This window comes from Thalassolituus sp. UBA6592, from assembly GCF_002433655.1.
Lineage (GTDB): Bacteria > Pseudomonadota > Gammaproteobacteria > Pseudomonadales > Oceanobacteraceae > Venatoribacter.
Window position 1 is genome coordinate 17060 of sequence record NZ_DJIO01000077.1, and the last position, 20003, is coordinate 37062.

General features: G+C 51.7%; 18 protein-coding genes. 15 read left to right on the forward strand and 3 right to left on the reverse strand.

What is annotated here, in order from left to right:
* Nucleotides 1-135: 135 nt before the first annotated feature.
* On the reverse strand, nt 136-1074 hold the full coding sequence (locus tag B2Z72_RS07715; RefSeq protein WP_296984125.1) for a LysR family transcriptional regulator: 939 nt from the start codon (nt 1072-1074) through the stop codon (nt 136-138).
* A gap of 144 nt (nt 1075-1218) precedes the next feature.
* Between B2Z72_RS07715 and B2Z72_RS07720 the strand changes: the two genes are divergently transcribed.
* The 3 genes from B2Z72_RS07720 (at nt 1219) to B2Z72_RS07730 (ending at nt 4010) form a co-directional block, all read left to right on the forward strand.
* Complete coding sequence (locus B2Z72_RS07720) at nt 1219-2169, forward strand: aldo/keto reductase (protein ID WP_296984123.1); 951 nt, start codon at nt 1219-1221, stop codon at nt 2167-2169.
* A 67-nt stretch (nt 2170-2236) separates the two neighbouring features.
* Nucleotides 2237-3331 carry an alkene reductase gene (locus tag B2Z72_RS07725; RefSeq protein WP_296984122.1) on the forward strand — a complete coding sequence of 365 codons (1095 nt, stop codon included), beginning with the start codon at nt 2237-2239 and terminating at the stop codon, nt 3329-3331.
* Nucleotides 3332-3602: 271 nt separating this feature from the next.
* Nucleotides 3603-4010, forward strand: a complete 408-nt coding sequence (locus tag B2Z72_RS07730) for a DUF3995 domain-containing protein (RefSeq protein ID WP_296984121.1) — start codon at nt 3603-3605, stop codon at nt 4008-4010.
* 112 nt (nt 4011-4122) lie between these two features.
* On the opposite strand, the gene B2Z72_RS07735 is transcribed toward B2Z72_RS07730, so the two are convergent.
* Both B2Z72_RS07735 and B2Z72_RS07740 read right to left on the reverse strand, forming a co-directional pair.
* Entirely contained in the window at nt 4123-4755 is a 633-nt protein-coding gene (locus B2Z72_RS07735) for a sugar O-acetyltransferase (protein WP_296984120.1), read from the reverse strand.
* Nucleotides 4756-4937: 182 nt separating this feature from the next.
* Complete coding sequence (locus B2Z72_RS07740) at nt 4938-5612, reverse strand: helix-turn-helix domain-containing protein (RefSeq protein WP_296984119.1); 675 nt, start codon at nt 5610-5612, stop codon at nt 4938-4940.
* Nucleotides 5613-5819: 207 nt separating this feature from the next.
* Here B2Z72_RS07740 and glnT point away from each other — a divergent pair, with 207 nt between their 5' ends.
* The 12 genes from glnT (at nt 5820) to B2Z72_RS07800 (ending at nt 19802) form a co-directional block, all read left to right on the forward strand.
* Nucleotides 5820-7151: a type III glutamate--ammonia ligase gene (glnT, locus tag B2Z72_RS07745; RefSeq protein ID WP_296984117.1), complete on the forward strand. Its 1332-nt coding sequence runs from the start codon at nt 5820-5822 to the stop codon at nt 7149-7151.
* A gap of 27 nt (nt 7152-7178) precedes the next feature.
* On the forward strand, nt 7179-8081 hold the full coding sequence (locus B2Z72_RS07750) for a class II glutamine amidotransferase (protein WP_296984115.1): 903 nt from the start codon (nt 7179-7181) through the stop codon (nt 8079-8081).
* A 19-nt stretch (nt 8082-8100) separates the two neighbouring features.
* Nucleotides 8101-8784: a protein glxC gene (locus B2Z72_RS07755; RefSeq protein ID WP_296984114.1), complete on the forward strand. Its 684-nt coding sequence runs from the start codon at nt 8101-8103 to the stop codon at nt 8782-8784.
* 18 nt (nt 8785-8802) lie between these two features.
* Nucleotides 8803-10134 (forward strand): FMN-binding glutamate synthase family protein, encoded by a 1332-nt coding sequence (locus tag B2Z72_RS07760; protein WP_296984113.1) that lies wholly within the window; start codon nt 8803-8805, stop codon nt 10132-10134.
* 129 nt (nt 10135-10263) lie between these two features.
* The gene (gene purU / locus B2Z72_RS07765; RefSeq protein WP_296985285.1) at nt 10264-11139 is read left to right on the forward strand and encodes a formyltetrahydrofolate deformylase; all 876 of its coding nucleotides are present in this window, start codon (nt 10264-10266) and stop codon (nt 11137-11139) included.
* A 26-nt stretch (nt 11140-11165) separates the two neighbouring features.
* Nucleotides 11166-12026: a bifunctional methylenetetrahydrofolate dehydrogenase/methenyltetrahydrofolate cyclohydrolase FolD gene (folD, locus tag B2Z72_RS07770; RefSeq protein WP_296985283.1), complete on the forward strand. Its 861-nt coding sequence runs from the start codon at nt 11166-11168 to the stop codon at nt 12024-12026.
* A 76-nt stretch (nt 12027-12102) separates the two neighbouring features.
* The gene (locus tag B2Z72_RS07775; RefSeq protein ID WP_296985281.1) at nt 12103-13350 is read left to right on the forward strand and encodes an FAD-dependent oxidoreductase; all 1248 of its coding nucleotides are present in this window, start codon (nt 12103-12105) and stop codon (nt 13348-13350) included.
* Nucleotides 13351-13365: 15 nt separating this feature from the next.
* Nucleotides 13366-13674, forward strand: a complete 309-nt coding sequence (locus tag B2Z72_RS07780) for a sarcosine oxidase subunit delta (RefSeq protein ID WP_296985278.1) — start codon at nt 13366-13368, stop codon at nt 13672-13674.
* Nucleotides 13671-16598, forward strand: coding sequence for a 2Fe-2S iron-sulfur cluster-binding protein (locus B2Z72_RS07785; RefSeq protein ID WP_296985275.1), 2928 nt, complete (start codon nt 13671-13673; stop codon nt 16596-16598). The genes B2Z72_RS07780 and B2Z72_RS07785 overlap by 4 nt, the downstream gene beginning before the upstream one ends.
* Nucleotides 16598-17293, forward strand: a complete 696-nt coding sequence (locus B2Z72_RS07790) for a sarcosine oxidase subunit gamma family protein (RefSeq protein WP_296985272.1) — start codon at nt 16598-16600, stop codon at nt 17291-17293. Before B2Z72_RS07785 ends, B2Z72_RS07790 begins: the two co-directional genes overlap by 1 nt.
* Nucleotides 17294-17452: 159 nt before the next feature.
* Nucleotides 17453-19159: a methyl-accepting chemotaxis protein gene (locus B2Z72_RS07795; protein ID WP_296985270.1), complete on the forward strand. Its 1707-nt coding sequence runs from the start codon at nt 17453-17455 to the stop codon at nt 19157-19159.
* Nucleotides 19160-19370: 211 nt separating this feature from the next.
* Nucleotides 19371-19802: a DUF2750 domain-containing protein gene (locus B2Z72_RS07800; RefSeq protein ID WP_296985268.1), complete on the forward strand. Its 432-nt coding sequence runs from the start codon at nt 19371-19373 to the stop codon at nt 19800-19802.
* Nucleotides 19803-20003 lie beyond the last annotated feature (201 nt).

Here is a 20003-nt window from a genome sequence, read left to right on the forward strand (position 1 = left end):
AGAATAACGGCAGAAGAAAGGTTCCATTCTTGTAATGCATTATTCATGTATTACATACCCCTTATGCCGCCCTCCCCGGGGCGGCTTTTTTTTTGCACCGAATTTCATGCGCAGTTTTTATTGCTGACGGCGTTGTTATTCGTTGCTGCAGAGTGTCTGTGCGCATTGGGCGATATGCTGTTGCAGAATCGCCATCACCCGTAACACCCGTACCGGCGTTACTCCGCGCTTGGGTGTCAGCAGGCGGATCTGGTCCGGTGTACCTACCGTGTACTCCGGCAGTACTCTCACCAGTTTTCCTGATGTTAATTCGGTATGCACAGACCACTGGGATTTGGCGGTGATGCCGGCATTTTCCAGGGCCAGCTGAGTCAGGTAGTCCCCTGTGTTGCAATACAGTACCTGCTGCAGGCTGATGCGCTGAGTTTTGCCGTCATTTTTACCGCCATTTCTATTGTCCGGGGTCAGCGGCCAGTGTTTCATGCCGGTGTAGCTCAGACACTGATGTTCATGCAGCTGCTGCGGTTCTGACGGTATACCGTGCTTATGCAGATATGCCGGACTGGCCACCAGAATGCGTTTATCACACAACAGGTCGTAACTGTCGGCGATATGTTGTTCGTGGCCGCCAACGCGGAAGGAAATATCAATGCCTTCCTGCACCAGCTCAGTGATGTTGTCTTCCAGCAGCAGCTCGACGGTCAGGTGCGGATAAGTCGCGTGAATCTGTTTTAACGGCTGCAGCAGAAACACCCGGGCAAAGGAGTGAGGCGCAGTGATTCGGACGTGACCACGCAACTCGGTGTGCTGCTGGCTATCCAGATGAGGTGCTGTCATCAGCTCGGCGAGATCCAGGGTTTTCTCTGCCAGTGCCAGCAGTTCCCGTCCTTCATCGGTGAGGGCGATATGGCGGGTAGAGCGCAGGAACAGTGTTTTGCCGGTGACGGTTTCCAACCGTTTTACGCGCATGCTGACCACCGCCGGGGAATAACCCAGCTTCTCACCCGCCTGACGGAAGTTGAATGTACGGCTTATTTCGCGGAACAGACGCAGGTCCGAGAGATACTCAATCATTATCAATTATTTCAAAACAAAGAATTATATAATCTCATTATTATCAATCTGAACTTGATAGGGCAATCTTTCTCTCATTGTTAAGAAACCATGATATTGCATATGCACAGGCCTTCATGGTCTGTGTGCTGAGGAGATTGAAAAATGAAACGCGTTCCTCTGGGGAAATCCGGAATAGAAATAGCACCGATTGTGTTTGGCGGTAATGTGTTTGGCTGGACAGCTGATCAGGAGCAGTCTTTCCACCTGCTGGATTCCTGCATGGACAAAGGCATCAACATGATTGATACCGCAGATGTCTATTCCGCCTGGGCGCCGGGCAACCGTGGTGGCGAATCGGAGCGCATCGTGGGTGAGTGGTTCCGCCAGACCGGCAAACGCGATCAGGTGGTACTGGCGACCAAAGTGGGCATGCCATTAACGGACGGTAGTGAAGGCCTGTCGAAAAAACACATTATCGAAGGCGCTGAAGCCTCGCTGCGCCGTCTCAAGACGGACTACATTGATGTCTTCTACGCTCATAAAGACGATGAAAGTGTGCCTTTTGAGGAAACCTTCTCTGCTTTTGAACAGCTGATTCAGCAGGGCAAAGTGCGTACGATCGCTTCTTCCAATTATTCTGCTGATCGTCTGGTGCGGGCGCTGCAGTTCTGCAAAGACAATAACCTGCCGCAATTTATTGCCCATCAACCAGAATATAACCTGTTTGACCGTGAAGGCTATGAAGGCCCTCTGGAGAATATCTGCAAAGAATTTGATCTTGGAGTCGTTACCTATTTCTCGCTGGCCAGTGGTTTTCTGTCAGGTAAATACCGTAATGCGGATGACCTGAAAAAATCCAGACGGGCAGATTTTCTGGATAAATACATGACCCCCCGTGGACTGAATATTCTGACTGCGCTGGATGATGTTGCCAGTCGTTACAGGGTACCGGCTGCCACCGTAGCCATTGCCTGGTTACAGAGCCGCGATACCGTTACAGCCCCAATCGTAAGTGCGACATCTGCCGACCAGCTGCAGCAGTTGTGCAGCGCCACAGGCCTTGAACTTGCTGCTGCTGATCTGCAGTTGCTGGATGACGCTGGCGTTGAATAACAGTACAGGGCCGCTACTGAAGCCAATATCTGACAAGCCTTAAAATCAGACTTCAACAGAGATGACTATGAGCCGTTTATTTGAATCTTTTTCTACCCCTGATCTGGCATTAAAAAACCGCATCGTGATGCCGCCGATGACACGCTGCAAATCTCAGCAACCCGGTAATATCGCCACGGAACTGATGGCAGAATATTACGCACAGCGCGCCACGGCTGGTCTTATTATCGCAGAGGCCACTCAGGTCTCGGCTGATGCTCAGGGCTATTCCTATACTCCTGGTATTCACACTCAGGAGCAGGTGGCAGGCTGGCGTCTGGTGACAGATAAAGTGCATCAGAACGATGGCAAAATCTTTCTGCAGATGTGGCATACCGGGCGTATGTCTCATGCCTGTTTCCAGCAGGGGCAGGCGCCTATGGCACCGTCGGCCATCGCCTTGCCGGACGATATTACCGTCTGGGTTGCCAATGACGAACTGGATCGCAGTAAAGGCGGTGGTATGCAGACCTGCACGCCGCCACGGGAAATGACGCTGGCGGATATTAAGCGCGTGCAGGACGATTTTGTGCAGGCAGCGGTAAACGCCAGAGAAGCGGGCTTTGACGGTATTGAACTGCACGGCGCCAACGGTTATCTGATCGACCAGTTTTTACGCAAAAGCTCGAACCAGCGTACGGATCAGTATGGCGGAAGTCCGGCCAACCGTATTCGTTTTCTGCTGGAAATTCTGCAGCGCATGAGTGAAGTATTTCCGCCTGAGCGTATTTGTGTGCGTTTTGCTCCGCACAATATGACCCGTGGTATGGATGATCCGGATACACCGGAAACCGTCTTACTGGTGATGAAAAAAATGGCGGACCTGAATATTGGTTTTGTACATTTTGCTGAAGTCGACTGGGAAGCGGAACCGAATGTGCCGGAAGAGTTCCGGGCGCTGGCGCGTGAGATATTCCCGAATACCATTATTGTCGCCGGTAACTACACAGTAGAACGCGCCGACTGGGTACTGGAAAAGGGTTACGCTGATCTGGTGGCCTTTGGCCGACCTTATCTGGCCAATCCGGATCTGCCACAAAAGCTGCAGCAGGGCAGTGAACTGAAGCAGGTGAACTTTGAAACCCTGTTTGGTGGCGATGCAGAAGGTTACACCGACTATTAAACGTCACTGACCTTGTTCTGTCGGTCGTTTTAATACCTTACCGTGTGTATTGGCGCTGGGTGTCCTGATGGTCACCCGGCGTTTATTTTTTCTGGCATTTGAATTTCCCCACTGTTTTCTGAGGATCTGTCTGATCCGATGATTTTCCTCAACAGAAAGTCGCATAGGCGCACTGAAGCACGGCAAAGCATACTGAATAAAACAACGGATTGAGCAGCTTACGGCTGCAGCTTCCCAGATAACCAGCTCAACAGATTATTCAGGGACGAATATGCTGCTCGCCATTTTTACCGCTGCTGTTCTGGCATCGCTAAGTACACTGCATTTTTATTGGGCGCTTGGAGGCCAGTGGGGCATCCGTTCAGCTGTACCACAGTTGCTGGAGCGGCCTGAACTCAGACCTTCGGCATTGCTGACATCTCTGGTGGGCTGTGTACTGATGGGGCTGGCGTTACTGGCTTTGTTATTGAACAGCCCTGAGGGGATTCGCTGGATTCGGTATACGGGCTATCTGGTCAGTGCGGGGATGTTATTGCGGGCAATCGGAGACTTCCGTTATGTCGGATTTTTTAAGAAAGTCTACAACAGCCCGTTTGCGCTGCGCGATACGCGTTATTTTTCGCCGTTAATTCTGATTCTGTCCTGCTGCTTCTTTATACTGTCGTGGCGTGTTGCCTGATGTGCAATTTATGCTGTCGTGGTGTGCGGTAAAGTGCAGGGCATAGCTGACCGGGGCTGCATCTGCTTTACGGCCTGATCTTTCCTGAAGAGCTCAGCAACCCCGCATATTGTCACGCTTCTCCAGAAACAGCGCCGTTCATCAGTGCCTGTTGCTCCTGCGCGGAAGAGGCCATGGCTTCTTCGATGGTTTTTATAAAACGCGCGGGCGTACCGGCAACAATGGTGTTGTCAGCGACATCTTTGGTTACCACGCTGTTGGCCGCAACAATGGCATTCTCGCCGATAGTCACCCCTGGCATGACGGATACTGCCGCACCAATCCATGCATTCTTTTTAATCACAATCGGCGCGCACCAGGTGGAACGGCGATGTTCTGGGTCAACCGGGTGGTTGATGGTTACCAGATTCACTTTCGGACCAATTAGTACGTTGTCTTCAAGAGTAATACCACCACGATCCATAAACTCGCAGGAGTGATTAATAAACACGTTTTTTCCCACGCGGATATTTTTGCCGAAGTCGGTGTAAAACGGTGGCAACATCCAGAAAGATGAATCAATGGCTTTGCCGGTCAGGCGGGCAAATAATTCACGGGTTTCGTCCGGTGAATGATAGCCGGTATTCATCTCTGCGATCAGTTTCTGTGCTTTGGCAATAATACGGGCGATGGTGCTGTATTCAGGATCGTTCAGTGAAATCACTTCGCCAGCCAGTTCGCGGGCGAGAATGTCTTTTTTTTCCATGGAATTACTCTGTCAGATTGGCTGCAGGACTGTGGGCGGGACCGAAGGGCAGGGTAACACGGGGGAAAGTCAGGCGCAGAAAATACGCCAGAAAAGGGGATATGAATGACAGCGTTCCACAGACTTTGCTGATCCGGGGAATACAGGCTCCCGGAAAGCTTCAGCGCGGGAGCTGATCAGAATTATTCGCCGCGGTTATAGACCACAACCTGCAGCAGTTTAATCGGTACTTCAGTGAGCACTTCCGGGCCGTGAGGGATCTCTGCATCAAAGGTCAGGCAGTCACCGGGTTCCATATCGTACACGTGATTACCGTGGCGATAAGAAATACGCCCTTCCAGGCAATACAGAAACGCTTCGCCCGGATGGGAAAATGACGGAAATACTTCCGACAGATCATCAAAGGTAATCAGAAACGGTTCAAAGGAACGGTTAGCACCGCGCTGATAATTCAGCAGGTGATAGGTATGGCCTTTATCAGACCCGCGACGGATAACTTTCATGCCTTCACCGCTTTTGGTGAACTGAGCACGGCTGTCCGGACGATCAAAATCATTGAACAGTTTGGAAATCGGCAGGCTGATGGCTTCGCATAAACGGTTCAGGGTTTCCAGGCTGGTGGACACCTGAGCATTCTCAATTTTGCTGATCATGCCCTGGCTGATTCCTGAAATCCGGGCGACGTCGGCAATCTTCAGATTTTCCTTCTGCCGCGCGCTTTTTACCTTCATACCTATGTACTGATCGAGGCCGAAGGAGCGACCGCTGTTGTCCTTTTCCGGGTGATTCATTTTGGTGTAGTTCCCCTGTTGTCGCACAAAATGGGTGCGGCTCTGTCCTGCTGAGAGTGTCTGCAACCTTACCCCATCTTATCCATGCAAAGAAGGTGACAATTAAAAAATCAAGCAATATCAACCCCTTGTGAAGAACATGAAATAAATATTCCCACTAGGAAACCCGTTGGCACAGGCATTGCTTTTCATATTAGGAAAGTAAAATTCCCAGCAGGAATGTTCCACTGCGGAGCATGCTGGATAACCCGAATCGACTCAGCGAGGTGTCTGATGGCTTCTAATCCAGAGCAGTTCATTACGGAAAACGGAATTAAGTTTGTGCTTGCCCAGTTTGTGGATATTCACGGTGTGGCAAAAACCAAATCGGTTCCGGCGCATTGCCTGATGGATGTTGTAAATGAAGGTGCAGGTTTCGCAGGTTTTGCCGTATGGGGTCTGGGTATGGAACCACATGGTCCTGACTTCCTCGCCCGTGGTGATCTCGACACTTTGTCTGTGGTGCCATGGCAACCGGGTTACGCCCGTATCGCCTGTGAAGGTTATGTGAACGGTGAACCGTATCCGTATGACAGCCGCGTGGTACTGAAGAAGCAGCTGGCCCGTCTGGCAGATAAAGGCTGGACGCTGAATACCGGTCTGGAACCTGAATTCTCGCTGTTTAAACGTCGCCCGGATGGCTCGCTTGGTCCGGTGGATGAAACCGATACGCTGGATAAACCTTGCTATGACTACAAGGGTCTGTCGCGCTCCCGTGAGTTTCTGGAAAACCTGGTTGATTCACTGCAGAAAGTCGGCATGGACGTTTATCAGATCGACCACGAAGACGCCAATGGTCAGTTTGAAATTAACTACACCTACAGCGATGCCTTAACCTCTGCTGACCGTTTTACCTTTGTGCGTATGGCCGCGGGTGAAATCGCTAATGACCTCGGCATGGTGTGTTCTTTTATGCCGAAGCCTGCCTCTGACCGTACCGGTAACGGCATGCATTTCCATTTATCCATCGCTGATAAAGACGGTAAAAACCTGTTTGGTGATGACAGCGACAAGCATGGTCTTGGCCTGTCAAAAATGGCTTACCACTTTACCGCTGGTCTGCTGCATCACGCCAAAGCCCTGTGTGCCATCGCGGCACCTACCGTGAATTCTTATAAGCGTCTGGTTGTGGGTGGTTCTGCTTCCGGTGCGACCTGGGCACCGGCGTATATCTGTTACGGCGATAACAACCGTTCGGCCATGGTACGTATTCCATATGGTCGTCTGGAATTCCGCCTGCCGGACTCCGGCTGTAACCCATATCTGGTGCATGCCGCTCTGATTGCTGCGGGTCTCGATGGTATCGAGCGCGAGCTGGAGCCGGGCGATCCGATGAACATTAACCTCTATGCCCTGACGCCGGAAGAGCGCGCCGCTAAAGGCATTGAAATTCTGCCGCAGAATCTGAACGAAGCCATTGATGCGCTGGAAGCCGACAGCATTCTGACTGAATCCATCGGTAAAGAGGTGATGGGTGAATTTATTAAACTGAAACGTGATGAATGGGTTGAATACAGCCGCCACGTATCTGACTGGGAAGTTGCCCGTTACGGCGAATTTTTCTGATCACAGTCTTTGAAAGGGTAATTTTTTATGTGTGGAATTGTAGGTCTTTATTTAAAAAATCCGGCCCTGGAAAGCCAGCTGGGTGCTCTGTTTGAGCCTATGCTGATTTCCATGACCGACCGTGGCCCTGACAGCGCCGGTTTCGCAATTTATGGCGATGAAGTGCCGGATGGCTGGATCAAACTGACCCTGCGTCACCACGATCTCGGATACAGCTGGGAAGCACTTTCCAGTGAGATTAAAGAAAAGCTGGGTTGTGAAGTGGACTGGTTCAGTAACCACTGTGTGGCGGTCTTTAAAGTACACGCCGAATCTGCTGCGGTAGAAAGTGTGATTGCCGAATTTGACGCCGATGTGCTGATTCTGAGTGCCGGACAGTCAATTGAAATTCTGAAAGAAAAAGGTCTGCCAGAAGAAATTGCCGGCAAATTTAACCTGGCTGGTATGAAAGGCACACACATTATTGGCCACACCCGGATGGCGACCGAATCTGCGGTAACCATGGAAGGCAGCCACCCGTTCTCCACCGGCATGGATTTATGTCTGGTGCACAACGGCTCACTGTCTAACCACAACCGTCTGCGTCTGGAGCTGGAACGTCAGGGCGTTAAATTCGTCACTGAAAACGATTCTGAAGTGGCTGCCGGCTATCTGACCTGGCGTTTGCGTGAAGGCGATACGCTGAACGAAGCGCTGAAAAATGCGCTGAAAGATCTCGATGGTTTCTTCACCTTCACCATTGGTACCCGTGATGGTTTTGCTGTGATCCGTGATCCGATCGCCTGTAAGCCTGCGGTACTGGCTGAAACCGAAGACTATGTTGCCATGGCTTCCGAATATCAGGCACTGACAACCCTGCCGGGTATTGAAAATGCCAAAGTCTGGGAACCGGAACCTGCCACCATTTATGCCTGGGAGCGCGGCCAGTAAGTGCCCCGGAGGAAAAGCTATGAAAATTATCGATCTTGAAAAATCCACAGTACGTGAACTGAATCAGGCCTTACACGATCAGCACGAAGAGTGCACCGAGCGTGAATGGGAAGTGACCGGTGTTAAGGGTGACCACAATCTGGCGGTTGGTCTGGATGAAAGTATTTCCGTTCATATTAAAGGCCATGCTGGTTACTACTGCGCGGGCATGAACAAAAAAGCCAACATCGTGGTACATGGCAATGCTGGCCAGGGTGTGGGCGAAAACATGATGTCAGGTCAGGTACGGGTGATGGGCGATGCGTCGCAATCTGCCGGTGCTACGGCCCATGGTGGTCTGCTGGTGATTGAAGGTAACGCCGGTGCCCGTTGCGGTATTTCCCTGAAGGGCGCCGACATCGTGGTGAAAGGCAACGTGGGCCACATGAGCTGCTTTATGGCTCAGGCCGGAAATCTGGTGGTGTGCGGTGATGCCGGTGATGCGCTGGGTGATTCCCTGTACGAAACCCGCATTTATGTGAAAGGCACGGTGAAGTCCCTGGGCGCTGACTGCGTCGAAAAAGAAATGCGTGCTGAGCACATTCAGGAACTGACCGATCTGCTGAACCGCGCCGGCGTGGATGAAAATCCATCCAGCTTTAAACGCTATGGTTCTGCACGGAATCTGTACAACTTCAAAGTTGATAACGCATCCGCTTATTAATGCGCCGGGAGAATGAAGATGAGTGATAAAGATTTAGACGTCAACGCCGGCCTGCGCGAGTCATCGACTTTTGACTTACACAGCATGGCAGAAATCCGCCGTGCCGCAGAAACCGGTATTTACGATATCCGTGGTTTTGGTGCCAAGCGTAAAGTACCGCACTTTGATGATCTGCTGTTCCTCGGTGCCAGCATGTCGCGCTATCCGCTGGAAGGTTACCGTGAAGCCTGTAATACCAAGGTGACGCTGGGTACCCGTTTCGCCAAAAAACCGATTGAACTGGATATTCCGGTAACCATCGCCGGTATGAGCTTTGGTGCACTGTCTGCCAACGCCAAAGAAGCACTGGGTCGCGGTGCGTCCGAAGTGGGTACCTCCACCACCACAGGTGATGGCGGTATGACGCCGGAAGAGCGCGGTCAGTCGAAGAAACTGGTCTACCAGTATCTGCCATCCCGTTACGGCATGAACCCGGATGACCTGCGTAAAGCCGATGCCATTGAAGTGGTTCTCGGTCAGGGTGCCAAACCTGGTGGTGGTGGTATGCTGCTGGGACAGAAAATTACTGATCGTGTGGCGCAGATGCGTACGCTGCCAAAAGGCGTGGATCAGCGTTCTGCCTGTCGTCATCCGGACTGGACCGGCCCGGACGATCTGGCGATTAAAATTCAGGAACTGCGTGAAATTACTGACTGGCAGGTGCCGATTTATATCAAGGTGGGTGCCACCCGTACTTACTACGATGTAAAACTGGCGGCTAAAGCCGGTGCTGACGTGATCGTGGTTGATGGTATGCAGGGCGGTACTGCAGCGACGCAGGAAGTGTTTATTGAGCACGTGGGTATTCCTACCATGGCGGCGATTCCGCAGGCTGTGCAAGCGCTGCAGGAGATGGGTATGCACCGCAAAGTGCAGCTGATCGTTTCCGGTGGTATCCGCAATGGCGCTGACGTTGCCAAGTGTATGGCACTGGGCGCAGACGCTGTGGCTATCGGTACCGCGGCACTGATCGCACTGGGCTGTAACCACCCGAAATGGGACGAAGAGTTCCGTAAAATTGGTTCTGCTGCCGGTTATTATGACGACTACCACGAGGGCAAAGACCCGGCGGGTATCTCAACTCAGGATCCTGAGCTGAGCAAACGTCTGGATCCGGTTGCCGGTGGCCACCGTCTGGCAAATTATCTGCGGGTTTTAACCATGGAAGCCCAGACTCTGGCGCGCGCTTGTGGTAAAAACGACCTGCGAAATCTGGAGCCGGAAGATCTGGTGGCTCTGACCGTAGAATCCGCCGCTATGGCACGCGTACCGCTGGCCGGTACCAGCTGGATTCCTGGTCAGGGTTTCTGAACCTAAGTATTTAACCGTACTGATAACCCCTGCGCCGTTTCGTATGGAACGGCGACAGGTTCGCTGTGCCCGGATACAGCATATATAGAAAAACTATATTTACAGAATATGTATTAACAGGAGCAACACATGAGTACTCAGTCTGAAGCAAACCGGCAGTTTATTTTAAAAACCAGCTGTAAAGCGGGCAGTGGCATCGTGGCTGGCGTCAGCAGCTACCTTTCTGCACAGGGTTGTTACATCAGTGAGTTAGCTCAGTTCGATGATCAGGACAGCGGGCAGTTCTTTATGCGTGCCTGCTTCCACTTCGAAGATCCGGCCGATAAGGATCCGAAATCACTGCGCGAAGGTTTTGCCCCGGTAGCGGAAAAGTTTGGCATGGAATGGCAGATGTTTGATGCCAGCGCCCCGACCCGCACGCTGATTATGGTGAGTAAGGCCGACCACTGTCTGGATGACCTGCTGTACCGCATGCACAAGGGTGAGCTGAATATGGAAGTGACTGCCGTGGTTTCCAACCACCAGGATCTGCGTCCTATGGTTGAACGCGAAGGCATCCGTTTTATTCACCTGCCGGTGACCAAAGACAACAAGCCGGAACAGGAAAAGCGTCTGCTGGAACTGGTGGATGAAACCAAATCTGATCTGGTGGTCCTTGCCCGCTATATGCAGATTCTTTCTGATGATCTGTGCCGTCAGCTGGTGGGCCGTGCAATTAATATTCACCACTCCTTCCTGCCAGGTTTTAAAGGCGCACGCCCTTACTATCAGGCTTACGACCGCGGCGTAAAACTGATTGGTGCAACGGCGCATTATGTGACTTCGGATCTGGATGAAGGTCCGATCATTGAGCAGTCCGTACAGCCGGTGGATCACACCTTCGGTCCTGAGCGTCTGACTGCGGCCGGTCGTGATACCGAAACCATGGCGCTGGCCCGTGCGGTGAAGCGTCATACTGAACACCGTGTATTCCTCGATGGCAACAAAACCGTCGTCTTTAAATAACGGGTTCAGCTAACAAGGAAATCACAATGGCACAGATAATTGATGGAAAGCAGATAGCCGCCGACCTGGTTGCTGAAGTCGCTAACGGAGCTCAGGCCATATTCTCTGAATATGGCATCCGTCCGGGGCTGGCAGTCGTGCTGGTCGGCGACGATCCCGCCAGTCAGGTGTATGTACGCAATAAAGTGGCGCGGGCAACCGAAGCCGGTCTGAACTCAATTGAGCACAGACTGCCCGCAGATACCGATCAGGTAACACTGAATGCTCTGGTTGACGAGCTGAATAACGATCCGGCAGTGCACGGTATTCTGGTGCAGCTACCGTTGCCAGAGCAGCTTAATGAAGAGGAAATTATTTCCCGCATTAATCCGCGCAAAGACGTTGACGGTTTTCATCCGATTAACGTCGGTGAACTGGCGATCGGGAATGCCACTCTGGTGCCCTGCACACCACAGGGTTGCCTGCTGATGCTGGAAAAAACACTCGGCGATTTAAGCGGTAAACACGCAGTGGTTATTGGCCGTTCAAATATTGTCGGTAAACCGATGGCGTTACTGTTACTGCACGCTAACTGTACCGTCAGCATTGTGCATTCACGCACACGCAATCCGCAGGAACTGTGTAAACAGGCGGATATTGTGGTGGCTGCGGTTGGCCGTACAGAAATGGTGGATGCCAGCTGGGTAAAAGAAGGCGCTACTGTGATTGATGTGGGCATTAACGTCACTGAACGTGACGGTAAACGCAAACTGCTTGGTGACGTTAATTTTGCCGATGTAGAGCCGGTTGCTAATGCTATTACACCGGTACCGGGTGGGGTAGGTCCGATGACCATTGCCTGTCTGATGAACAACACCCTGATTGCGGCACGCAACCAGCTTTCATAAAAGCGCCTGCTTGCCAGAGCGGCAGTATTCTCTGCCGCTCAAAAAATACAGAATTTCCAACTTAGGAGGGCTGACGATGCCTTTCTCGTTACTTAAATACGGTCTTAATAACGATTATCCGTTTGAAAAAGACGCGGATCTTCCTGCGCCTTCAAAGCTGAAATCTCACTATGATGTGGTGATTATCGGTGGTGGTGGCCATGGTGTGGCTACAGCGTATTACCTGGCGAAATACCACGGTATTACCAATGTCGCAGTGCTTGAGAAAGGTTATCTTGGCGGCGGTAATACTGCGCGTAATACCGCTGTTATCCGCTCTAATTATCTGACTTCCGAAGGCGTAAAGTTTTATTCAGAGTCAGTGAAGTTATATCAGGATCTGTCCAACGAATTTGATTTTAATATTATGTATTCACGTCGCGGTCAGCTGACCCTGGCGCATACCGATTCAGCCATCCGTGCATTCCGTCAGCGTACCGAAGTGAATAAACACTTTGGCGGCAAAACCGAATTAATTGGTCCGCAGGAAATCCGCGAGTTAGTCCCGACCCTGAATATGAATCCTGGCCATATGCCGGTGCTGGCTGGTCTGTGGCATATGGATGGCGCAACAGCGCGTCACGATGCCGTGGCCTGGGGCTATGCCAAAGGGGCGACTCAGCGCGGTGTGGAATTGCATCAGCTGACCGAAGTCACCGGCGTGAAAGTTGAAAACGGCAAAGTCACCGGCATTAAAACCAACCGCGGTGATATTGGTTGTGGCGTCGCGGTACAGGCGGTTGCCGGGCATAGCTCAATCCTGTCAGAAATGGCGGGCTTCCGTCTGCCGATTGTGACTTACCCGCTGCAGGCCATGGTGACCCAGCCGGTTAAACCTTTCCTTAATCCATTAGTGAGCTCACCTGCCTTCCACTGTTATGTGCAGCAGACAGGACGCGGTGAAATTGTGATCGGCGGCGGTTCAGATCCATATCCGCTGTACGGCACCCGCTCTAATCTGGATTTAAAAGAAGGCCTGCTGGCTCATGCGGTAGAACTCTTTCCTTTTATGTCGAATTTAAAACTGATGCGTCAGTGGGCAGGTATCACGGATATGACCTCAGATTACAGCCCGATTATGGGGCTGAGCCCGGTGGAGAATTATTTCCTTGATGCGGGCTGGGGTACCTGGGGCTTTAAAGCCACACCAATCTGCGGCAAAACCATGGCAGAGCTGGTGGCCAGTGGTGGCAAAGTACCGGAATTGATTCAGCCGTTTGCCATGGACCGTTTTGATACCTTCCGTCAGGTTAATGAAATGGGCGCGACGGCGGCTTCCCACTAACAGAGGATTTATGCAATGAAAATTATGAATTGCCCTCTTAACGGGCCGCGCAATATCAGCGAGTTTGTCTATGGCGGCGAAGTAAAACAAATGCCGGATCCGGCCAGCTGCACTGATAAAGAATGGGCTGAGTATGTGTTCTATCACAACAACGGTACTGGCGTTGTGCGTGAGTGGTGGCTGCACGCGCCATCCGGTTACTGGTTTATTGCGGAACGTCATCGTGTCAGTGGTGAAGTATCCCGAACTTATGATCCGTCCGAACTTGATCAGAGTGAATTTTTCGCGGCTATTCCGGCAGTGCCTGAGGAGGCAAACTCATGAGTGGCGAACAACGTCTTAATGCACCCATGGGGCTGCTGATTGATCGTAATCAGCCAGTCAGTTTCAGTTTCGAAGGGCGCCATTATCGTGGCTTTGCTGGTGACTCTGTAGCCAGTGCTTTAATTGGTAACGGTCAGTGGCTGCTGTCACGTTCTTTTAAATATCATCGTCCGCGCTCTGTTTTAACCATGGCAGGTCAGGACGCCAATACTCTGGTGCAGCTCGCCTCAGATCCTAACGTATTGGCGGATCGTACTCCCATTTCGGAAGCCTTGCGGGTGGAAGGCCAGAATTACGCCGGCACACTGGAAAACGACCGTGATGCTGTTTTAAATAATTTCGGTCGTTTTATGCCGGTGGGTTTTTATTACCGCGCATTTTACAAGCCGAAAGGCATCTGGGACTGGTGGGAAAAGATCATCCGTAAAAAAGCAGGCCTGGGTACTGTGGATCTGAAAGCCAGAGCCGGTTACCACGATAAAGAATTCCTGCACTATGACCTGGTGGTGGTCGGAGCCGGCCCTGCGGGTTTATCTGCCGCGCTGACTGCAGCCGAAGGTGGTGCCAGCGTGCTGCTGCTGGATGAGAACAGCGTGATTGGTGGTGCGCTGAATTACAGTCGTTTTGATGCGGCTGGCGTGCACGCTGAAGGTCTGCGCAACGGCTTAATTGAACAGGTTGAAGCGCAGCCAAATATCCGGGTCATGACAGAAGCTACCTGTAATGCCTGGTTTACAGATAACTGGTTGCCGGTGATTAAAGGCAGTCGTCTGTACAAGGTGCGCGCCAAAGAATGCATTGTCGCTGCCGGTGCTTATGAACAGCATGTGGTATTCCGTAATAACGATCTGCCAGGTGTGATGATGTGCAGTGCAGCTGAGCGGCTGATGAAACTGTATGCAGTAAAACCTGGTAATAAAGCTGTGGTACTGGCAGGTAACGACGAAGCTTATTTAACGGCGCTGACGCTGGCTGAGCAGGGTGTTCAGGTTCAGGCTTTGATCGATATGCGCGATAAGGCGCAGGACAGTGTGCTGAGCGAAGCGGTCAGTGATGCCGGTATTAAAATTATGACGGGTAAAACCGTCTATGAAGCCCTGCCAACTAAAGGCAATAAACATATTGCCGCCGTAGATGTACGCAGCATTACCGGGCAGGGGAAAGTCGCTGACAGCGGCGAAACCATTGAGTGTGATCTGCTGTGTATGTCAGCGGGCTTTATGCCGGCTTATCAATTGCTGTGTCAGGCCGATGCGAAACTGAGCTATGACGATGAGCGTGCCCGGTTTGAAATTAACAACCTGCCGCCACATCTTTATATCGCCGGCTCTGTGAATGGTGTTTATACCCTGGATGCAGTTATCGCCGATGGCAAAGCAAAAGCTATTCTGGCACTGGAAAGCCTGGGCAAACCTTTCCTCGCTGAAGTTCCTACCGTGCACTGTGATAAGCAGATGAACTTCAACTGGCCAATTTTCAAACATCCGAAAGCGAAAGAGTTTGTCGATTTCGATGAAGATCTGCAGGTCAAAGATATTGTTAATGCCACGCGCATTGGCTATCGCGACGTGCAGTTGGTGAAGCGTTTTTCAACGGTTGGTATGGGACCTTCTCAGGGGCGTCACTCGGCATTGCCGACAGCAAGACTGGTTGCCAATGCAACCGACCGCACTGTCAGCGAAACCGGTGTTACCACCGCGCGCCCGCCGTTTAATGCAGAAAAGCTGGCAGTTATTGCCGGACGTTCGTTTGATCCTTACCGACAGTCTGCCATGCATCATCGTCATGTTGAGCTTGGCGCAAAAATGATTCCGGCTGGCAGCTGGCAGCGCCCCGCATTTTACGGTGCGCCAGAACGCCGCCTGGAATGCATTGCCCGGGAAGCGCATGCGGTGCGGAATAATGTCGGTGTGATTGATGTCTCGACATTAGGTGGTCTCGAATTGCGCGGACCGGATGCCGCAGAATTTATTAACCGTATTTATACCTTTGGTTTCCTGAAACAGCCTGTCGGTAAAACCCGTTATGCAGTGCTGACCAGCGAGCAGGGCGTAGTAATTGATGACGGGGTTTCCTGTCGTTTTGCCGAAGACTGCTTCTATGTAACGGCAACCACCACCGGGGTGGATTCTGTTTACCGAAATATGCAGCGCTGGAATGCCATGTGGCGCCTGAAAGTGGACATCGCTAACGTCACTTCCGCTTTCGCGGCGGTGAACCTGGCAGGACCGAATGCGCGTAAAGTGCTGGAGAAAATTACCGGTCTGGATGTTACGTCAGAAGGCTTCCCCTATCTCGCCTGTCGCGAAGGTGATATTGAAACACCACTGGGTAGTATTCCGGCACGGTTACTGCGCGTCGGTTTTGTCGGTGAGCTGGGTTATGAAATTCATGTGCCGTCACGTTATGGCGAAGCATTGTGGGATGCGGTTATGCAGGCCGGTGCAGAATTTGGTATCACACCATTTGGTGTGGAAACCCAGCGTCTGCTGCGTCTGGAAAAAGGCCACATTATTGTCAGCCAGGATACCGATGGCATGAGTCATCCGGGTGAACTGTCACTGGGCTGGGCGATTAACCGTAACAAACCTTTCTTTGTCGGCTGTCGTTCGGTGGACATCGTTATGAACGCCAAACAGACCCGTAAACTGGTGGGCTTCACCTTACCGGCAGAAATGGTCAATAAAGGGCTGAAGCCGGAAGAGGGGCATCTGGTCCTGCGTGGTGACGACATCAGCGGCAATATTACTTCCTGTGAATACTCGCCGGCACTGGACCGCATTATCGGTCTGGCGTATGTGGGAATTGATCAGGCAGAAAGCGGCAGCACTTTCCGTGTGCGGGTTAACGGTGGCAGCGAAGTTCAGGCCAGCGTCTGTGATCTGCCTTTTTATGATGCCGATAATAAACGTCAGGAGATGTAATGATGACTGATTCAATGACAGCTGTCAGACCTGAGCAACAATTAGCGCGCAACGGCCTCTATCGGAAAATTGCTGATGCAGAGTTTGTTGCTACTGCTGAGTCTGCGATTGCAGCCAGTTTCTCTGCTGATGACAGCAGTGCGCAGAGCCGCTGTGCGCTGACCGATATGACGCCGGTAGTGCGCGGAGGATTCCGCGGTAAAGCGTCGGCGGACCATCTTCAGGCACTGGGTTTGCCAATACCGGAAAAACCCAATCAGGCGCTGACAACAGACAAAGGTGAAACGGTATTGCGACTCAGCAACACCGAATATTGGCTGCTGGGCAGCGTTACTGATTTTGGTCAGACGGTAGCGGATGTCCGTTCTCAGGCGATGCCAGCGGCAGATTGTTACCCACTGTTCTGCAACGACAGCCATGCCTGGCTGACACTCAGTGGTGAACACTGTGCCGCAGTAATGGCCAAGCTGTGTGGCGTTGATATGCGGGCGGAAGTCTTTCCGTCCGGCAGCATTGCCCAGACCTCGGTGGCACGGATTAATGCCATTGTTGTTTCACATTCTGTCGGCGGTAAAGCGGTTTTCTCTCTGCTGTTTGATACTGGCTACCATGCCTATATGTGGGATGTACTGCTGGATGCCAGCAGTGAATTCGGCGGAGTCGCCGCTGGCGTGACTGCGCTGATGGTTGATTAACCTGGTTCTAAAGTACAAAAACGCTGCCTGCATTTGTAAGCAGCGTTGCTTTCCCTCCTGTTATTTTTCTGTTTTGCTGTGTAACCGCTCACTACAATTTTATGTATCTGGCTGAATTGTAATCCGTCTTTCATTTGCTAGGCTGAAGTGAAAACATCTTTGAGTTATTCAGCCGTGAAGAACCTGACCATCCGCTTTAAAGTCCTCCTTCTTGCCATCATTCCCACTGCTCTGGTAACCGTATTTCTGGTAGCTCTGAATCTGAATCAAGCCAATGAGATTGGTCGCCATGCCGTGGATAATTTTTCTGCATCGATGGAAAATCGCATGCAGAGTGAAATCCGCAACTACGTCAATGTAGCGAAAACGTCGATTACGGATCTGCTGAAAAATAAAGGCAGCATGAGTGAAAGCGAGCTGGTAAGCAGCATGAAAGCCATTCTGCGGCCGATGCGTTTTGATGACTCGGGTTCGGAAGGTTACTTCTTTCTTTATAAATCTGACGGCGAAGTATTAATTCATGGTCTGAAACCGGAACTGGAAGGTCAGAATCTGTGGAACTTCAAAGATGTAGACGGCACGCTGCTGATTCAGGATCTGATGCGTGAAGCCAGAGCCGGTGGCGGTTTTGTCCATTATCGCTGGAAGAATGCCCAGGGTGAGAGTGCAAAAAAACTGGGCTATGCCACCATGATTCCACAGCTGGACGTTATGATTGGCAGTGGCTTCTGGGCAGACAGCCTCGATCAGGAAATCGCTGATATGGATTCCAGTATCAGCAGCTCACTGTCGCAGTCGCTGTGGACTTCTGTAGTTGCTGCCATTATTGCCCTGGGTGTCGTGCTGATGCTGGCGCTGTTGGTTGTACGCAGTATTGTTGGGCCTCTGCATTCTGCTGTGCAGGCGATGAAAGATATTGCTGAAGGCGATGGTGATCTTACTGCACGCCTCGATGCTAAGAGCGATGATGAAATTGGCCAGCTGGCTCAGGCGTTTAACGCCTTTGCTGATCAGGTGCATGAGCTGGTGTCCAGCGTACGTTCCTCTACACGCACCCTGTTTGATTCTGCCAGTGGTCTGAAGAGCATGATGGAAGGTGCTTCTCAGGGGGTGGTAAAACAGAAAGACGAAAGCGATCAGGTGGCCACCGCCATGTATGAAATGACCGCAGCGGCGCAACAGGTTGCCGGAAATGCAGCGGAAGCTTCACGCGCTGCCTCCGGTGCCAATGAGCAGGTGCACGATGCTCAGGGTCTGGTGCAGCATGCGGTATCCGTGATGACGGGTCTGTCGTCCCAGGTGGATGAGGGCGTAAAAGGTATTGAACAGCTGAGCAGTGATTCACGCCAGATCGATTCGGTACTGGAAGTGATCCGCGCCATTGCCGAACAAACCAACCTGCTGGCGCTGAACGCCGCCATTGAAGCAGCCCGTGCCGGTGAAGCCGGACGCGGTTTTGCGGTGGTTGCCGATGAAGTACGTACTCTGGCCAGTCGCACCCAGCAGAGTACGGAAGAAATTCAGGCCACCATTGAACAGCTGCAGAAAGGTGCCTCCAACGCCGTTCGTCTGATCGGCAATATTAACGAACAAAGTGAAACAGCGGCATCGGAAACCAGCCAGATTGATACCGCGCTGCGTGAAATTCAGCAATCCGTGGGTACCATCACCGACATGAATTCACAGATTGCAACCGCGGCGGAAGAGCAGACAAATGTTTCTGAAAGCATTAACCAGAACGTGCACGAAATTGTGCGGATTTCTGAAGAGACCGCTGAAGCAACGACTCAGGCGGACATAACGACCCGCAAGCTGAATGAGCTGGCCAGCCAGATGGACGCACTGGTTAAGCGTTATAAGGTCTGACTGTCTTTGTCGTATTTACGACAATAACATCAAGCCCGGTTTTGTGTGACAACACAGGCCGGGCTTTTTGTTTTCTAACGGATTGATTTTATTGGCTTTATTTTATCCGTGCCGGGTATCTGTGCTGGCGTTGCTTTTGCAATCACTAATGCACAAATGAAAGACGCGACCGCACAACGCTGTCGCCGGTACCTGTCAGTATGGAGCCTTTATGCGTTTTGAAGCCTACCCCAGCGAAATTGCCGCGCTGCCTGCTCTGTCGGATGGTGAGCGACTGGACTACTTTCTGATGCGCGCTTTTGAAACCGAAGAGTTCTGGGCTCTGAAACAGGGAACGGAATGGTTTACCCGGCCATTAACAGAAGAAATCAATGGCTTTGCGGCCGGCCAACTGATTCTGCCTGCCTGGTGTTACCGCCACTACGCCATGGATGCTGCACTGGATATCTGGACCGACTGTCGTCCTGCTTCGGTATCGCTGGAATATTTTATCGAGGAAGAAATCCCACGCCTGATCGAACAGGATATCGTACTGGATATTATGCCCCGCAATGACCAGCCTGGTTGCATGATTACCGCACACCGTCTCAGCAGTATTTTTGAAGGCATTATGGACGCTGGCGAATATCGTCTCGAAGGATAAGGCTGCCGGAAAAGAGGCAGAAGGAAAAGGCAGAAGGAAAATCAAGGGAGAAAAAGCTATGGAAAAGATCGGAATATTCTTTGGTACGGAAACCGGTACCACCCGCTTAATCGCCAAAAAGCTGCACAAACTACTGGGTGCAGATATTGCCGACAAACCGGTTAACGTCAATCGTATTCAGGCTCAGGATTTTCTCAGTTA

Bases quoted from the DNA above. Each gene is read 5' to 3' on its own strand.
- B2Z72_RS07715 (WP_296984125.1), bottom strand. From the start codon at position 1,074: ATGATTGAGTATCTCTCGGACCTGCGTCTGTTCCGCGAAATAAGCCGT.
- B2Z72_RS07720 (WP_296984123.1), top strand. From the start codon at position 1,219: ATGAAACGCGTTCCTCTGGGGAAATCCGGAATAGAAATAGCACCGATT.
- B2Z72_RS07725 (WP_296984122.1), top strand. From the start codon at position 2,237: ATGAGCCGTTTATTTGAATCTTTTTCTACCCCTGATCTGGCATTAAAA.
- B2Z72_RS07730 (WP_296984121.1), top strand. From the start codon at position 3,603: ATGCTGCTCGCCATTTTTACCGCTGCTGTTCTGGCATCGCTAAGTACA.
- B2Z72_RS07735 (WP_296984120.1), bottom strand. From the start codon at position 4,755: ATGGAAAAAAAAGACATTCTCGCCCGCGAACTGGCTGGCGAAGTGATT.
- glnT (WP_296984117.1), top strand. From the start codon at position 5,820: ATGGCTTCTAATCCAGAGCAGTTCATTACGGAAAACGGAATTAAGTTT.
- B2Z72_RS07750 (WP_296984115.1), top strand. From the start codon at position 7,179: ATGTGTGGAATTGTAGGTCTTTATTTAAAAAATCCGGCCCTGGAAAGC.
- B2Z72_RS07755 (WP_296984114.1), top strand. From the start codon at position 8,101: ATGAAAATTATCGATCTTGAAAAATCCACAGTACGTGAACTGAATCAG.
- B2Z72_RS07760 (WP_296984113.1), top strand. From the start codon at position 8,803: ATGAGTGATAAAGATTTAGACGTCAACGCCGGCCTGCGCGAGTCATCG.
- purU (WP_296985285.1), top strand. From the start codon at position 10,264: ATGAGTACTCAGTCTGAAGCAAACCGGCAGTTTATTTTAAAAACCAGC.
- folD (WP_296985283.1), top strand. From the start codon at position 11,166: ATGGCACAGATAATTGATGGAAAGCAGATAGCCGCCGACCTGGTTGCT.
- B2Z72_RS07775 (WP_296985281.1), top strand. From the start codon at position 12,103: ATGCCTTTCTCGTTACTTAAATACGGTCTTAATAACGATTATCCGTTT.
- B2Z72_RS07780 (WP_296985278.1), top strand. From the start codon at position 13,366: ATGAAAATTATGAATTGCCCTCTTAACGGGCCGCGCAATATCAGCGAG.
- B2Z72_RS07785 (WP_296985275.1), top strand. From the start codon at position 13,671: ATGAGTGGCGAACAACGTCTTAATGCACCCATGGGGCTGCTGATTGAT.
- B2Z72_RS07790 (WP_296985272.1), top strand. From the start codon at position 16,598: ATGATGACTGATTCAATGACAGCTGTCAGACCTGAGCAACAATTAGCG.
- B2Z72_RS07800 (WP_296985268.1), top strand. From the start codon at position 19,371: ATGCGTTTTGAAGCCTACCCCAGCGAAATTGCCGCGCTGCCTGCTCTG.